The sequence below is a fragment of the Guptibacillus hwajinpoensis genome, from assembly GCF_020171785.1.
Lineage (GTDB): Bacteria > Bacillota > Bacilli > Bacillales > Guptibacillaceae > Guptibacillus > Guptibacillus sedimenti.
Window position 1 is genome coordinate 489,431 of the sequence record NZ_JAIVAE010000002.1, and the last position, 16,788, is coordinate 506,218.

Annotated in this window: 15 protein-coding genes; all 15 read left to right on the forward strand. The window is 42.7% G+C overall.

Annotated features, from left to right (window positions below; translation table 11 throughout):
- Nucleotides 1–95 precede the first annotated feature (95 nt).
- Nucleotides 96–1,052 (forward strand): polysaccharide deacetylase family protein, encoded by a 957-nt coding sequence (locus tag LCL91_RS02980; RefSeq protein WP_224879800.1) that lies wholly within the window; start codon nt 96–98, stop codon nt 1,050–1,052.
- An 83-nt stretch (nt 1,053–1,135) separates the two neighbouring features.
- On the forward strand, nt 1,136–2,377 hold the full coding sequence (locus LCL91_RS02985; protein WP_224879802.1) for a M16 family metallopeptidase: 1,242 nt from the start codon (nt 1,136–1,138) through the stop codon (nt 2,375–2,377).
- Between the two features lie 100 nt (nt 2,378–2,477).
- Nucleotides 2,478–2,720: a YlmC/YmxH family sporulation protein gene (locus LCL91_RS02990; protein WP_098443397.1), complete on the forward strand. Its 243-nt coding sequence runs from the start codon at nt 2,478–2,480 to the stop codon at nt 2,718–2,720.
- Nucleotides 2,721–2,825: 105 nt separating this feature from the next.
- On the forward strand, nt 2,826–3,728 hold the full coding sequence (gene dpaA / locus LCL91_RS02995; RefSeq protein WP_224879805.1) for a dipicolinic acid synthetase subunit A: 903 nt from the start codon (nt 2,826–2,828) through the stop codon (nt 3,726–3,728).
- Nucleotides 3,725–4,318, forward strand: coding sequence for a dipicolinate synthase subunit B (locus LCL91_RS03000; protein WP_159782382.1), 594 nt, complete (start codon nt 3,725–3,727; stop codon nt 4,316–4,318). The genes dpaA and LCL91_RS03000 overlap by 4 nt, the downstream gene beginning before the upstream one ends.
- 132 nt (nt 4,319–4,450) lie before the next feature.
- Nucleotides 4,451–5,497, forward strand: coding sequence for an aspartate-semialdehyde dehydrogenase (gene asd / locus LCL91_RS03005; RefSeq protein ID WP_224879808.1), 1,047 nt, complete (start codon nt 4,451–4,453; stop codon nt 5,495–5,497).
- A 19-nt stretch (nt 5,498–5,516) separates the two neighbouring features.
- Nucleotides 5,517–6,770, forward strand: a complete 1,254-nt coding sequence (gene dapG / locus LCL91_RS03010) for an aspartate kinase (protein WP_224879810.1) — start codon at nt 5,517–5,519, stop codon at nt 6,768–6,770.
- A gap of 23 nt (nt 6,771–6,793) precedes the next feature.
- Nucleotides 6,794–7,660 carry a 4-hydroxy-tetrahydrodipicolinate synthase gene (dapA, locus tag LCL91_RS03015; RefSeq protein WP_224879812.1) on the forward strand — a complete coding sequence of 289 codons (867 nt, stop codon included), beginning with the start codon at nt 6,794–6,796 and terminating at the stop codon, nt 7,658–7,660.
- A gap of 140 nt (nt 7,661–7,800) precedes the next feature.
- Nucleotides 7,801–8,550 carry a ClpP family protease gene (locus LCL91_RS03020; RefSeq protein ID WP_224879814.1) on the forward strand — a complete coding sequence of 250 codons (750 nt, stop codon included), beginning with the start codon at nt 7,801–7,803 and terminating at the stop codon, nt 8,548–8,550.
- Entirely contained in the window at nt 8,547–8,774 is a 228-nt protein-coding gene (locus LCL91_RS03025; RefSeq protein WP_098443404.1) for a YlzJ-like family protein, read from the forward strand. The genes LCL91_RS03020 and LCL91_RS03025 overlap by 4 nt, the downstream gene beginning before the upstream one ends.
- A 111-nt stretch (nt 8,775–8,885) precedes the next feature.
- Nucleotides 8,886–11,231: an FtsK/SpoIIIE family DNA translocase gene (locus LCL91_RS03030; protein WP_224879815.1), complete on the forward strand. Its 2,346-nt coding sequence runs from the start codon at nt 8,886–8,888 to the stop codon at nt 11,229–11,231.
- Between the two features lie 313 nt (nt 11,232–11,544).
- Nucleotides 11,545–12,642, forward strand: coding sequence for a BMP family lipoprotein (locus tag LCL91_RS03035; RefSeq protein ID WP_224879817.1), 1,098 nt, complete (start codon nt 11,545–11,547; stop codon nt 12,640–12,642).
- A gap of 142 nt (nt 12,643–12,784) precedes the next feature.
- Nucleotides 12,785–14,314 carry an ABC transporter ATP-binding protein gene (locus LCL91_RS03040; RefSeq protein ID WP_224879819.1) on the forward strand — a complete coding sequence of 510 codons (1,530 nt, stop codon included), beginning with the start codon at nt 12,785–12,787 and terminating at the stop codon, nt 14,312–14,314.
- Entirely contained in the window at nt 14,311–15,369 is a 1,059-nt protein-coding gene (locus LCL91_RS03045; RefSeq protein WP_224879821.1) for an ABC transporter permease, read from the forward strand. The genes LCL91_RS03040 and LCL91_RS03045 overlap by 4 nt, the downstream gene beginning before the upstream one ends.
- On the forward strand, nt 15,369–16,331 hold the full coding sequence (locus tag LCL91_RS03050) for an ABC transporter permease (protein WP_098443408.1): 963 nt from the start codon (nt 15,369–15,371) through the stop codon (nt 16,329–16,331). The genes LCL91_RS03045 and LCL91_RS03050 overlap by 1 nt, the downstream gene beginning before the upstream one ends.
- Nucleotides 16,332–16,788: the final 457 nt, after the last annotated feature.

Consider the following 16,788-nt stretch of genomic DNA (forward strand, 5'->3'; position numbering starts at 1 on the left):
TTGATGATGTATCGATGACGAATTGCCTCCTTATATAAACCCTAGTTCTAGAGCTTGCCCCATCAACATACTTTTTTACAAAAGGGGGCAGATGAATGAAGAAATCCTGGGTTCAATTCATTGTGTTTATTATGATCTTAGGCGTAGCAGCAGGTTCACTTCAGAACCCCTACACTTCCATGTATTTAACTGATTTAAAAGAGCAAGCAACAATCAGCGTCAACGGAAGTTCGTTATATAATGAAATTTTACAAGCGAAGGAACGAATGGATATTCCACCTGCAAATGCGGTAGTTGATCGTGTATGGAAAGGCATTCCTGGATATAATGGAATCATGGTTGATGCAGAACAGTCTTACGCGAAAATGAAAGGTAAGGGCTTTGATGAAGAGATGCTTGTAAGAAAAGAAGTCGAGCCTGATATTCAGTTAGATGATCTAGAACCTACTGCCGTTTACAAAGGAAATCCAAATAAGCCAATGGTCGCCTTTATGATTAATGTGGCATGGGGGGAAGAATATTTACCTGACATGCTCCAACAATTTAAAAAATATAACGCGCACGCAACTTTTTTTCTCGATGGCTCCTGGGCAAAGAAAAACCCTGATATGGTTCGGATGATTGATGAAGAAGGTCATGAAATTGGGAACCATGCTTATTCTCATCCTGACTTAAAACAGTTAAGCGATGCGGCGATTCGAAAAGAGCTTGAAGATACAAATCAAGTGATTGAAGCAACTCTTGATAAAAAGCCTGTTGTTTTTGCCCCTCCAAGTGGAAGTTATGCAAATAATGCTGTGAAAATTGCCGATGAACTTGGGATGCAAACGGTTCTATGGTCAGTTGATACAGTCGATTGGAAAAAACCTGCCCCACAAGCCTTAACAGCAAAGGTGTTACAAAATGTACACGCAGGAGCGCTTATTTTGATGCATCCAACTGAACCAACAGAGAAAAGTTTAGAAGCACTCATTCGGGGAGTTGAAAAAAGAGGCTATCAGTTAGGAACAGTCTCACAAGTGTTAGATTCGAAACGGGTGGAGAGAAGGTGATAGAATTGTGTCAATTCTACATTAATGATATAGTGATTTTGGAATGTTACGAAACATAATGGTTCGATACAGGAGGAACAAGCTTGATAAATAAAGTAACGTGCAAAAACGGTGTAAGAGTAGTGTTAGAAAATATTCCAACAGTTCGATCGGTTGCGATCGGGATATGGATTGGAACTGGATCTCGTTTTGAACCTAAAGAGTTAAACGGGGTCTCGCATTTTCTTGAACATATGTTTTTTAAGGGGACAGAGAAGCGTAGCGCAAAAGAAATCGCTGAATCCTTTGATAGTATCGGTGGTCAAGTTAATGCGTTTACATCCAAAGAGTATACGTGTTACTACGCAAAAGTTCTTGATGAGCATGCAGATTATGCACTTGACGTGTTAACGGATATGTTTTTCCAGTCAACGTTTGAAGCAGGTGAGCTTGCGAAAGAGAAGAACGTTGTGCATGAAGAAATCAAAATGTACGAAGACACGCCAGATGATATTGTTCATGATATGCTTAGTCAAGCAAGCTATGGTGATCATGAGCTTGCGATGCCAATTCTAGGCACAGAAGAAACGTTAAAAGATTTTTCTGGAGATACGCTTCGTGAGTACATGCAAACGCACTATACCCCTGACAACATCGTCGTATCCATTGCTGGGAATATAGACGAATCCTTTATGCAAAAAGTTGAAGCGGCTTTTGAGCACTGGGAAACACCTGCAGGAAAACCTGAAGTACAGGCACCAATCTTTCAATCTGGTCAAATCGCTCGCAAAAAAGAAACAGAGCAAGCTCACTTATGCTTGGGATATGCTGGGTTGCCGTTTGGCACAGATGATATTTATAGTTTAATTGTCATGAACAATGTACTTGGTGGGAGCATGAGTAGTCGTCTCTTCCAGGATGTTCGGGAAGATCAAGGTCTTGCTTACTCGGTATTCTCGTACCATTCTGCTTATCAAGATAGCGGCTTGTTAACGATTTATGCTGGAACGGCTCAAAACCAGCTTGATCGTCTATATGAAACAATTCAGAAAACACTTCAGGACTTTAAACGTGATGGAATCACTTCAAAAGAGTTAAAGAACTGTAAAGAGCAGTTAAAAGGAAACTTAATGCTTAGTCTTGAAAGCACAAATAGTCGAATGAGTCGGAACGGTAAAAATGAATTGTTGTTAAACCAACATCGCTCTCTGGATGATATTATTACAAATATCGAAAGCGTTAATCATGAAAAAGTAAACAATATGATTCAGTCCATGTTTACAGATGAATTTTCAAGTTCCCTCATTAGCCCTAATGGCAAATTGCCAAGCAGCATGAAATCATAAGAGAGATCCCGCCTAAATAAGGCGGGTTTTTTTCATGTCTTCCAAGAAAGACTCTTTCATAGACTAAGATTATCAACCAGTGTAGAAGGGGGACGGTATTATGAGATTAAGTCAACTTAGTGGGAAAGAGCTTATTGATATTGAAAAAGGACGTAAGCTTGGGGTGTTGGGACAGACGGATCTCCTATTTGATGAAAAAACAGGATTATTGAAAGAATTAATCATTCCAAAATCGTCATGGATGGGACTCAAACGAAAGGACCAGGAGATCTCGATACCGTGGGAACATATTGAAACAATTGGGAGAGATATGATTATTTTGCAAAACAATCAGAAGGAATAAAACTGGTACTCTTATCGATTCACCAAGCGGGCATACCCCACATAGAATGTTGAGAAATTACAATAATCCCCGTAGTAAGACGTGGAAAAGGAAAGGGGAGGAACGATGCTAACGAATCAACATATCGCTGTCATTGGCGGTGATGCCCGCCAGCTTGAAATTATTCGGAAGCTGACTGAATTAAATGCGGATTTGTATTTAATCGGCTTCGACCAGCTTGATCACGGATTTACCGGTGCAACCAAATGTACGTTAGATGATGTAAAGCTAAATACCCTTGATGCAATTGTCCTTCCGGTGAGTGGAACTACGATCGAAGGAGAAGTCGATACGATTTTCTCTAATGAAAAAGTCGTATTAACAGCTGATCAGTTAAAACAAACGCCTGAACACTGTACGATTTATAGTGGAATTAGCAACAGTTGTTTAGATAAAATGGTCACTGAAGCATCGCGAACGTTAATTCGCTTATTTGAACGAGACGATGTTGCCATTTATAATTCCATTCCAACAGTTGAAGGAACGGTCATGATGGTAATTCAACATACAGATATTACAATTCATCAATCCAACATCGCTGTACTTGGTCTTGGACGTGTAGGAATGTCTGTTGCGAGAACTTTCGATGCACTTGGAGCAAATGTTAGCGTAGGGGCAAGAAAGCCGGAGCATATTGCACGCATTACAGAGATGGGGTTAAAGCCGTTTCATTTATCTGATCTAGCGAACCAAGTATCAAATCTAGATGTGTGCATCAACACCATTCCGGTTCAAATCGTCACGTCACAAGTAATCGCCAAAATGCCAGGTCATACGCTCGTCATCGATCTTGCTTCAAAACCAGGTGGTACAGATTTTCGCTATGCTGAAAAGCGAGGAATTAAAGCACTACTTGCGCCAGGACTTCCTGGTATCGTGGCCCCAAAAACCGCAGGGAAAATTATCGCAAATGTTCTGACACAGTTATTAATTGAGCGGTCTCACAATGGAAAGGAGAACACGCCATGAGTTTGAAAGGAAAACACATTGGATTTGGTTTAACAGGTTCACATTGTACGTACGATGCGGTTGTTCCTCAAATCGAAGAACTTGTTCAATTAGGTGCGAAGGTCACTCCGTTTGTCTCCCATACGGTTATGAATACAAACACACGCTTTGGAGAAGGGGAAAACTGGATCGCTCGTATCGAAGAAATAACAGGTAATGAAGCAGTTAATTCAATCGTAAAGGCCGAGCCGTTTGGTCCCAAAACACCTCTAGACTGCATGGTGATTGCTCCAATAACAGGAAACTCCATTAGTAAATTTGCAAATGCGATGACTGAATCTCCAGTATTAATGGGGGCAAAAGCAACTTTACGTAATGAAAAACCAGTTGTGTTAGGTATTTCTACCAACGACGGACTTGGACTAAACGGTACGAATATTTTAAGGTTGATGTCCACAAAGAACATTTATTTTATCCCATTTGGTCAGGACGATCCAGTGAAAAAACCAAACTCGTTGGTCGCTCGTATGCCTTCGTTAAGAGAAACGGTGGAAAAAGCCCTTCTCGGCAGACAGCTTCAGCCAGTTCTAATCGAAAGGTATTTGGATTAACCAATTGATTTATCTTTCTTTAGAATAGGTTTATGATAGAATAGAGAATAAAATCACTAAGAATGGGGAGAAACCTCGGTTTCTCCTTCTGTTGTGATGGATTTTGAATGGAATATGGGAGGAGAATAAGTCATGAGCGGGAAAAAATATCATGTAGCAGTAGTTGGAGCAACAGGGGCAGTCGGACAACAAATGATCAAAACACTAGAGGAACGAGACTTTCCGATATCGACCTTAACGCTCCTTTCATCATCGCGTTCAGCTGGTAAGAAAGTTACCTTCAAAGGGGAGGAGCTAACTGTAAAGGAAGCGACACCTGAAGCATTTGAAGGGGTTCAGCTCGCCTTATTTAGTGCTGGTGGTGGTGTTTCAAAAGCACTTGCGCCAGAAGCTGTTAAACACGGAGCAATCGTTGTAGATAATACCAGCGCATTCCGCATGGACCCGGAAGTGCCTCTTGTTGTACCTGAGGTAAACGAAGGGGACTTAAATGATCATAAGGGAATTATCGCAAATCCAAACTGCTCTACTATTCAGATGGTTGCAGCACTTGAACCACTGAAACAAGCATATGGCCTTACTAAAATTATTGTTTCTACTTATCAAGCCGTTTCAGGTGCAGGTGCAAATGCCGTAACTGAAATGAAAGAGCAGTCTCAAGCGGTGCTAAATGGTGAAAACTACCAACCACAAATATTGCCAGTTAAAGGCGACAAGAAGCACTATCCGATCGCTTTCAATGCCATCCCACAAATCGATGTATTTGAAGAAAACGGATTTACTTATGAAGAAATGAAAATGATAAATGAAACAAAGAAAATCATGCATGATGCTGAGCTTCATGTTGCAGCGACTTGCGTTCGTCTTCCAATTGAAACGGGCCATGCTGAATCGGTTTATGTTGAAATTGGAAAGGAAGATGTGAGCGTAGAAGATGTAAAAGAGCTCATGAAAAATGCGCCTGGTGTTACGCTGAAAGATGATCCTGCAAATCAGGTTTACCCAATGCCAGTTGATGCGGTAGGCAAATCAGACGTTTTTGTCGGTCGCATTCGAAAAGATTTAAATCAAAAAAATGGCTTCCATATGTGGATTGTCTCTGATAATCTACTGAAGGGGGCGGCATGGAATTCCGTGCAAATTGCTGAAAGCCTATCCGACCTAAATATTTTGAAATAGACATAAGAAGGTGTTCTGAATGAAAGTCATCGTGCAGAAGTTTGGCGGCACTTCATTAAAAAGTGAAGACGGCAGACTGAGAGCTGTTAACCATATTAAAGACGCAGTGAACGATGGATATAAAGTGGTTGTCGTTGTTTCCGCAATGGGACGTAAGGGCGATCCCTATGCAACCGACACGCTTCTAAGCCTCATTGGCGACCGAGATCGAAAAGTAACTTCTAGAGAGTATGATTTGCTTGTATCATGTGGCGAAAGCATCTCCTCTGTTGTTTTTTCCAATCTCCTTTTAAATGAAGGTTTGAAAGCAACAGCCTATACTGGTGGCCAGGCTGGATTCATGACAACAGCTGAGCATAGCAAAGCTAGAATTTTGGAAATGAAGTCTGACCGTTTGATGGAAGAGTTAAAGCTCATGGATGTGGTCGTCGTAACAGGCTTTCAGGGTGTTACAAAAGATGGTGATGTAACGACGCTTGGCCGTGGCGGTAGTGACACGTCAGCAGCCGCACTTGGTGCTGCTCTTACGGCTGAATGGGTTGATATCTTTACCGATGTGGAAGGCATTATGACGGCTGATCCAAGAATTGTGGAAAAAGCCCGACCGCTTTCGATCGTAACTTATAATGAAGTATGTAACATGGCGTATCAAGGAGCGAAGGTTATTCATCCGCGCGCCGTTGAAATTGCGATGCAGGCAAAAATCCCGCTAAGAATTCGATCAACGTATTCCTCGTCGACTGGAACCCTGGTCACATCTGCGACTGGAAAACCGACGGGGGAACAAGTTATAGACCGGCTCATTACGGGTATTGCTCATGTAAGTGGCGTTACTCAAATTAAAGTGTATGCGAAAGAAGGACAATACGACTTACAATCGCGCGTATTTAAAGCAATGGCCCTTGAAGGGATTAGCGTGGACTTTATTAATATTAGCTTAACGGGTGTGGTGTACACCGTCATGGAAGAAATGACGGAGCGCGCCGTGGTCACGCTAAATAACATGGGTTATGAGCCAGAAGTTATCGAAAATTGTGCAAAGGTTTCAGCAGTTGGTGCTGGTATGAGCGGTGTGCCGGGCGTAACGGCAAAAATTGTCGAGTCATTAGCGGTGGAAAACATTGATATTTTGCAATCAGCTGATTCTCATACCACAATCTGGGTGCTCGTGAGACAGCGTGATCTTTCAGCAGCTGTGAACGCCCTCCATGAAACGTTTAACCTCCATCTGGATCCAGCGCAAGAAGTGGAACAGATGATGGATCAGCTTTAAGTGAAAGGCAAGGAGTGAACGAGATGAATTTTGGAAAAGTACTTACGGCAATGGTAACCCCATTTGATCGTAAAGGATACGTTGATTTTGCTAAAACAGAGCAACTGATCAACTATTTAATCAATAATGGAACAGATGGACTTGTTGTAGCAGGTACTACTGGTGAATCACCAACGCTTTCTTCCGAAGAGAAAGTAGCTCTTTTTAAGCATTCGGTGAAAGCGGCAGACGGCAGAGTACCAATTATTGCAGGAACTGGAAGTAACAATACACATGCGTCGATCGAATTGACGAAAAAAGCAGAAGCTGTAGGTGTCGATGCGATTATGATCGTAGCACCTTACTACAGCAAACCTGGCCAAAAAGGTCTTTATGAGCATTTTAAAGCGATTGCTGAGTCAACGAAGCTTCCCGTTATGATCTATAACATTCCAGGTCGCTCTGTTGTGAACATGACGGCCGACACGATTGTTGAGCTTTCAAAAATCAGCAACATTGTCTCAGTAAAAGAATCGAGCGGTGATCTTGATCAAATTACTGACATCATTACCCGTACAGAAGCGTCTTTCTCTGTTTATAGCGGAGACGATGGCTTAACGTTACCGATCTTATCAGTAGGTGGAGATGGCGTCATTTCAGTCGCTTCACACGTTCTTGGCAATGAAATGCAACAAATGGTTTCAGCTTATGAATCTGGTGAGGTGAAAGAAGCAGCATCAATCCATCAACGAATTTTACCAATTATGAATGAACTCTTTAAGGCACCAAGCCCTTCTCCTGTAAAAACAGCCCTTCAATTAAAAGGAATGGATGTTGGGAGTGTTCGTTTGCCGATGGTTCCTCTAACAGCAGAAGAACGCTCATCGCTCGCGGCAGCGCTAAATAAGTAAGGAAATGAAACGGACGCAGCTGCGTCCGTTTTTTTTATAAAACAGTAAATCGAATTACTCATTGTTTCGCTTTTTCGGATGAATGGTAAAATCACCTATCGTTCATACTACTAGTACCAGAGTAAGGAAGGGGTACCAGTATGAACAGTGACTATCGTAATGAAAACCCGGGTCAGGAGCCTGATCCGAAAAAAGATGATCAATCAAAATCAACGTTAGTGGATAAAATCCAGCAGCTAGGACAAACGAACGTCCCTAGTATGGATCAGTCAAATATTCATTGTTTAACGATCATTGGTCAAATAGAAGGACACGTACAGTTACCGCCTCAAAATAAAACAACGAAATATGAGCATCTCATCCCGCAAATTGTTGCCATCGAGCAAAATCCGAAAATTGAAGGCGTGTTAATTCTTCTAAATACAGTAGGGGGCGACGTGGAAGCAGGACTCGCCATATCTGAGATGATCGCCTCTCTCTCAAAACCGTCTGTATCCATTGTTCTCGGCGGTGGACATTCGATAGGCGTTCCAATCGCTGTTGCGGCGAACCATTCTTTTGTTGCTGAAACGGCAACGATGACGATTCATCCTGTGCGTTTGACCGGCTTAGTGATCGGTGTCCCCCAAACATTTGAGTATTTAGATAAGATGCAAGAGCGTGTGGTAAGTTTTGTTACGAGGCATTCGAATATTACTGAAGAGAAGTTTAAAGAACTCATGTTTTCAAGAGGGAATTTGACGAGAGATATTGGAACAAACGTCGTCGGAGATGATGCGGTAAGCTACGGTTTAATTGATGAGGTTGGTGCCGTAGGACCAGCGATGAAAAAGCTAAATGAATTAATTGAAGAATACAAAGGCAAACAAGAGGGTGACATTGTCCAATGATTCTTTACACCATTCTTCCGAACGAAGCGGTTTTCCCACCGGACCAGAGCGTGTATGAGCAACAAAAGATCATCGAATGGAATGGCGTACAGTTACTCGTTGAGAGAACGTCGCTTACCGAGTGTCGCGTCGTTCAGGTGCTGAGCACAGATCCACAAGACTATTTAAATGACGCGACACAGCCAGGGCAAATGTTAACGTTATCGACCTCTCCCCTGAAATAGAGCCTATAGGACCACGGGAAGATGTGGTATACTAGGAATAGATTGGTGAACAAAAAGCAGCCGGAAATGGCTGCTTTTTTCTCCAGCTATGGCTTGTATAGAGGTGAGAAAATGGCAAAACGTAAAAGAAAAAAAGCAACGAAGAAACAGGCCGCCTGGCAGTCGCAGGTCAAAATTGAATTTATCGGTTTAACCGTTCTGGCGTTTACCGTTTTAGGTGTTTTGAAAATGGGAGTAGTTGGACGAGCCATTTACCATATGTTTCGTTTTTTTGCAGGAGAATGGTATGGCCTTATTATTGCAGGTCTCGTTCTGTTCGCAGGTTATTTAATTGTGAAGAGGAAGATCCCGTCGTTCTGGTCAAGGAGATTGGCTGGATTTTATTTGCTTGGAACGTCCTTTTTATTGTTAAGTCACGTGGGTTTATTTGAAACGCTGTCTCGTGAAGGGCAGTGGGATAGTCCATCGGTTATCGCCAATACATATGAACTCTTCCGAATGGATGTTAGCGATCCCTCAGTATCTAGCCCGCTCGGCGGTGGCATGATCGGTGCGCTTCTCTTTGCTTTTTGCTACAGACTATTTGACGCAACAGGAACGCAGCTGATGGCATTTCTAATGATTTTACTTTCCTTCGTTCTCATTACAGGAAAGTCTTTCAGCGATGTGTTAGGAAAAGCGCTCGACTGGGTAAAGAATTTTGTCCTGAACACATATGATGAAACGAAATCTCTTCTATCTGAAAGCAAGAATGCTAGAAGAGAAAAGAAAGAACAGCGTGCTGCTTTAAGAGAGCAAGAATCCTCGATTGAGCCAGAAGAAACGTATGATGTTTCTGAAGCGCCAAAGAATAGTCAAGAAGAAGAAGCCCCATTTGAACCTGAAATACGAACTTTTACAGAAAGTGCTTATCCAACGCAGACCGAACCACCTGTTGAGAAAGAAGCGACAGAAAGAAGCGAGTCGAATAAGGAAACAGAAGATGGTACGCCAATTCAATCGTTAACGGTAGGAGAATTGGAAAACAAGGATTATCTTCTTCCATCCCTTTCATTACTTCAGCCGCCAAAGAAAGTATCACAGGACAATGAACGTCAGCAAATTTCTGCAAACGCACGTAAATTAGAAAAGACGTTTGAGAGTTTTGGTGTAAAAGCGAAAGTGATGAAAGTTCATTTAGGACCAGCCGTTACTAAATATGAAGTTTACCCTGATACGGGTGTGAAGGTAAGTAAAATTGTGAATTTAACGGATGATCTTGCCCTTGCTCTTGCAGCAAGAGACCTTCGAATTGAAGCGCCGATCCCAGGTAAATCGGCCATCGGAATTGAAGTGCCGAATTCCGAAGTGGCGATGGTGACCTTAAGGGAAGTGCTTGAATCAAAGGAATACCAGTCTCATGCTTCAAAAGTGGCGATTGGATTTGGTCGCGATATTTCTGGAGAAGCCGTCGTTTCCGATTTATCAAAAATGCCTCACTTACTTGTAGCGGGCGCAACTGGTAGTGGTAAAAGTGTTTGTATTAATGGCATTATCGCAAGCATAATGATGAAAGCGAAACCGCATGAAGTGAAGATGATGATGATTGATCCTAAGATGGTAGAGCTAAATGTCTATAATGGCATCCCCCATCTTTTAGCGCCGGTTGTAACAGATCCGAAAAAAGCTTCACAGGCGTTGAAGAAAGTTGTAAGTGAAATGGAGCGCCGTTATGAGCTGTTTTCCCATACCGGTACTAGGAATATTGAAGGCTATAACAATCATATTAAGCGCCATAATGAAACGTCAGAAGCGAAGCAACCTTCTTTACCTTATATCGTTGTGATCGTCGATGAGCTAGCAGATTTAATGATGGTAGCTTCTAGTGACGTAGAGGATGCTATTACAAGACTCGCTCAAATGGCGCGTGCAGCGGGTATCCATTTAATTATTGCAACACAGCGACCGTCTGTAGACGTCATCACCGGAGTCATTAAAGCAAATATCCCGTCACGTATTGCGTTTAGCGTTTCTTCAATGACGGATTCTCGAACTATTCTCGATATGGGTGGTGCTGAGAAGCTGCTAGGAAAAGGAGATATGCTCTTTCTTCCTGTTGGAGCCAATAAACCGAAGCGTGTGCAGGGTGCCTTTTTATCAGATGAAGAAGTAGAAGAGCTTGTTGACTTTGTCATCGCCCAGCAAAAAGCGCAGTATCAGGAAGAAATGATTCCGACGGATAAACCTGAAGAAGCACAGCCTGAAGTGCACGATGATTTATATGATGATGCGGTTCAGCTCATTACAGAAATGCAAACGGCATCGGTTTCAATGCTACAAAGAAGATTTCGAATCGGCTATACCCGAGCAGCTAGACTAATTGATGCGATGGAAGCTCGTGGAATCGTTGGACCATATGAAGGCAGTAAGCCTCGTGAAGTACTCGTAAGTAAGGAAGAAGAAGCGCAATCTAGCTGATTGCGCTTCTTTTTTACGTTAAGACAAATAGCTGTTCTAATGTAAAGCAAAAAGCCTTACAATGTTAGAAATTCTATCATTTAAAATATTGGTAATCGAGCTTTTTTTCAAAAAACTATTTCCTTATCTCCTTGAAAATGGTATAGTTATTGTCGAAATATGACTATTTTTTCAAAAATATTTCAAGCGTGTTTCAAGCCCGATTTTCATTTATATTATTTTTTTGGTGCCTTGAAAACGCAACCAAACAAAGCATAGCTCAATAGAGAGAAGAGAGAGCGGGCGGCGTTTAAAAAACATGAGGGGGATTAAGATGAAGAAGAAGTACGGTTTTATGTTGTCAGCTGTTTTAGCTGCTGGAACGCTTTTATCTGCTTGTGGGACAAACGATGCGAACAATGAAAGTTCAGGCGGCGGGAGCAGTGAAGGTGAAAGCAACAATTTTAAAGTAGCTATGGTAACAGATACTGGCGGTGTAGATGATAAATCATTTAACCAATCTGCTTGGGAAGGTCTTCAGCAGTTTGGTAAAGATAACGGCCTTGAGGAAGATAAAGGCTACAAATATGTGCAATCCACTGCAGCAAGTGATTACCAACCAAACCTATCAGGTTTAATTCGTGAAGACTATAACTTGATCTTTGGTATTGGCTTCCTTATGCAGCAAGATATTCAAACGATTGCGACGCAAAAGCCTGAAGCGCAGCTAGCACTTGTGGATAGTGTTGCGGTTAATGAGAATGATGAGCCGATGGAAAACGTTGCGAGCATTACATTTAAGGAACATCAAGGGTCTTTCCTAGTAGGTGTTATTGCAGGGATGCAGTCTGAATCAAATAAAGTTGGCTTCGTTGGCGGAGTTGACTCTGAATTAATTAAAAAGTTTGAAAGTGGATTTAAAGCAGGAGTGAAATCGGTTAATCCGGATGCAGAGATATTCACACAGTATGCAGATGATTTCAACGCAGCTGAAAAAGGTCAGCAAATTGCGGCAACGCTTTATGACAAAGGCGCAGATATCATCTATCACGCAGCTGGCGGAACAGGAAACGGCGTGTTCACAGAAGCGAAGAACCGTGCGAAAAATGGTGAGAAAGTTTGGGTAATTGGTGTAGACCGTGATCAGCACGAAGAAGGTATGCCTGAGAACGTAACGCTTACTTCTATGGTAAAGCGCGTTGATACAGCGGTTATGGAAGTTTCCAAGCAGACAATGGATGGTAATTTCCCAGGCGGACAAGTAACGGAGTTCGGTCTTGAAGAAGACGGTGTAGGTATTGCTGAAACACAGGAGAACGTTTCTGAAGAAGCACTACAAAAAGTAGAAGAGTATAAAGAGCAAATCCAGAGCGGCGAATTGGAAGTGCCGAGCACTGACGAAGAGTACAAAGAATTCGAGAGCTCTCTATAAGGGATCGTCGAACACATTTCCTCTAGCAGGAAAGACGAACTACTGGAATTCTCACCTACATTATAGCCAAATATGGGACGAAGGCTAGTATTTTCATAGACTAGCCTTTGTTTCATGTTTTGGATAAGGGAGTGGCATCTACATGGAATACGTCATTGAAATGAGGAATATCCGTAAAGAATTTCCTGGTATTGTTGCAAACGACAATATTACGCTTCAGCTAAGAAAAGGAGAAATCCATGCCCTTCTTGGAGAAAACGGCGCTGGGAAATCTACTTTAATGAACGTGCTATTCGGTCTCTATCAACCTGAAAAAGGTGAAATCCACGTTCGAGGTAAAAAAGTAAATATCACAGATCCCAATGTGGCAAATGAGCTTGGGATTGGGATGGTTCACCAGCACTTTATGCTTGTTGAAAAATTCACAGTTACTGAGAACATTATCTTAGGGAATGAACCGACTGCTAAAGGTCAGGTTGACGTTAAGAAAGCTGCAAAAGATGTTGAGGCAATATCGAAGCAATATGGCTTGTCGGTAGATCCGAATGCAAAGATTGAAGATATCTCCGTAGGGATGCAGCAGCGTGTGGAAATTTTAAAAACGCTATATCGCGGTGCAGATATTTTGATTTTTGATGAACCAACTGCTGTACTAACTCCGCAGGAAATCAAAGAGCTTATTGCGATCATGAAAAAGCTGATTTCAGAAGGGAAATCAATTATTCTGATCACTCATAAATTAAAAGAAATTATGGAAGTAAGCGATCGATGTACCGTTATTCGTCGAGGTGTAGGTATCGGAACAGTAGATGTTGCGGACACGAACCAGGATGAACTAGCATCCATGATGGTCGGTCGTGAAGTGAACTTTTCAATTCAGAAAAAACCTTCAGAGCCTTCTAATGAAACGCTTGAAATTAGTAGTCTAGTTGTAGAAGATGCGCGAAAAGTTTCTGCTGTGAACGGTATGAACTTATCGGTGCGTGCAGGTGAGATTGTTGGTATAGCAGGTGTTGATGGAAACGGACAATCTGAGTTAATTGAGGCTATTACAGGGTTGCGAAAAGCGAAGTCAGGGAGCATTAAACTGAATGGAAAAGACGTAACAAATTGGAAACCGCGACGTGTCACTGAAAGCGGTATAGGACATATTCCTCAGGACAGGCATAAACACGGGCTTGTTTTAGATTTTTCGATTGGCGAAAACATGGTCCTTCAGACCTATTATAAAAGACCTTTCTCAAGGAACGGCATTTTAAACTTTTCTACGATTATGGATAAAGCAAAATCGTTAATTAAAGAGTATGATGTGCGTACCCCAAGTGAGATGACACCTGCACGGGCCCTTTCTGGTGGTAATCAGCAGAAGGCGATTATTGCGCGTGAAATCGATCGGAGTCCGAATCTATTGATTGCAGCTCAACCAACACGGGGGCTTGATGTTGGGGCGATTGAATTTATTCACTCAAAACTCGTTGAAGAACGTGACAAAGGAAAAGCGGTTCTTTTAATTTCATTTGAACTTGAAGAGATCATGAATGTAAGTGATCGCATTGCGGTGATCTATGAAGGGAAAATTGTTGCTATTGTGAGGCCGGAAGAAACGACAGAGCAAGAGCTTGGTCTCTTAATGGCTGGCGCAAACCGCAAAAAGGCAGGTGAGACAACATGAAGTTATTAAAAGGGAAATGGGCGAGCATTACTGTACCGTTGCTTTCGGTAGCTCTTGGATTACTCGTCGGTGGGATCATCATGCTTGTGAGTGGCTACAATCCCATTGTAGCGTATGCAGCACTGTTTAACGGGATATTCTCAAACACGTATGTGTTAGGTGAAACTGTTCGGCAGATGACTCCACTCATTTTGTCTGGGTTAGCCGTGGCTTTTGCTTTCCGGACAGGGCTTTTTAATATTGGAGTAGAAGGGCAGCTGCTTGTCGGCTGGCTAGCATCTGTCTATATCGGGCTTCAATTTGAAGGGTTAAGTCCAGTCGTTCATATACCTCTTGCGATTCTTGCAGCAGCATTGGCTGGAGCGATTTGGGCCTTTGTACCTGGATTCTTGAAAGCAAAGTATCAAGTTCATGAGGTAATTACAACGATTATGATGAACTACGTTGCTCTTCATGTCGTTAACGCGATTATTCGGACGTATTTACTCGCTCCTGGTGAGCGTACGGATCAAATTAATGCTTCAGCATCTCTTCAATCGCCGTTCTTAGAAACCATTACTGATTTCTCACGTCTTCACTACGGTTTTGTTGTGGCGATTATTGGAGCGATTATTATGTGGTTCCTTTTATGGAAAACGACGACAGGGTATGAACTTCGCTCTGTTGGATTTAACAAATATGCGTCAGAATATGCTGGAATTAATGTGCAACGAAATATCGTTCTTTCCATGGTCATTTCGGGTGCATTTGCTGGAGCAGCAGGAGCGATGGAAGGGCTTGGAACATACGGTTATATGACCGTTATGGCTGACTTTACTGGCGTTGGATTTGATGGAATCGCAGTTGCGCTTTTAGGTGCAAATGGAGCGCTTGGTGTTGTCCTTGCTTCTGCACTGTTTGGTGGGCTTAAAATTGGTGCGCTTAATATGCAGTCAGTTGCACAGGTGCCAACACAGCTTGTTGAAATCGTCATTGCGATGATTATTTTCTTTGTCGCATCCAGTTACTTGATTCACTGGATCAGCAACAGGGTGAGCAAAAGGGGGAAAATTTAATGGATTTCATGCAGATTCTTCAGCTCATTATTCCTGCCGCTATCTTTTCAGCAGCTCCCCTGATTTTCACGGCTCTTGGAGGGGTATTCAGTGAAAGGTCAGGCGTTGTAAACATTGGACTTGAAGGGTTAATGTTAATGGGTGCTTTCACAGGCGCGCTGTTTACAATCCTTGGCGAACAGTGGGGAATGGGGGCTGCTTCTCCCTGGTTTTCACTAGTCGTTGCGATCATTATCGGTATGCTGTTCTCTTTGCTTCATGCAGTGGCAAGTATTTCGTTTCGAGCCGATCAGGTTGTTAGTGGTGTGGCCCTTAACTTTCTTGCGGCTGGACTTGCCATCTTTCTTGTGAAGAAAATCTTTGATGCAGGGCAAACGCCGATTATTCAAGAACGTATTTATAAAACGGATGTTCCATTTTTAAGCGATATCCCGTTTATTGGACCTTTGTTTTTTTCAAGCGCGTATTATACATCCTACATTGCGGTTGCGCTCGCCTTCCTCGTATGGTGGGTTCTCTATAAAACACCATTCGGATTACGACTCCGTTCGGTAGGAGAGCATCCTATGGCGGCAGATACGATGGGGATTAATGTGACGAAAATGCGCTATGTAGCGGTTATGCTAAGTGGTGGATTTGCCGGTCTCGGAGGTGCGGTTTACGCGACGTCGATCGCAGGGAACTTCAGCCATGCAACGATTTCTGGACAGGGCTTTATGGCACTGGCTGCGATGATATTTGGTAAATGGCATCCTCTTGGTGCGATGGGAGCAGCGTTATTCTTTGGTCTTGCTCAATCGCTAAGTATAACTGGCCAACAAATTCCGGGATTAAAAGAAATCCCAGAAGTTTATCTTCTTATTTCCCCTTACGTGTTAACGATTCTTGCTCTTGCAGGACTTGTTGGACGAGCGGATGCGCCAAAAGCCATTGGTCAGCCGTATGAAAAAGGGAAGCGATAACGTTTAGAGAAAAGCTCTTCGTGCAAACGGAGGGCTTTTTGTTTTTGGGTAGTGTTTTGTGGTGAAAGAAGGAGGGGAATCAAGAGTATAAAGACCGTGTTCAATTTATAGGGCTCCAGCGCTTGTCGAGGCTAAACGGGCGCTTCCGCTTTTCATGATCCAGCTGCGTGGGCCAAATCCTCCGGCTGTTTCACCCAATCGAATGAGACAAAAAGCGTCTCACTCTCATGGGTTCCAACATCCTACGGATTTAAACAGGCCCGCTCCGCTTTTCATGAGATCCAGCTGCAGTGGGCAGACACTCGGTCACTTCACCCTATAACTCGAACACAAAGACCGTGTTCAATTTATAGGGCTCCAGTGCCTACCGTGTCTAACCGCCCACTTCCGCTTTTCATGATCCAGCTGCGACTCGCAGAAACTACGATATTTCGCTCTTTCACCAGAACACAAAAAG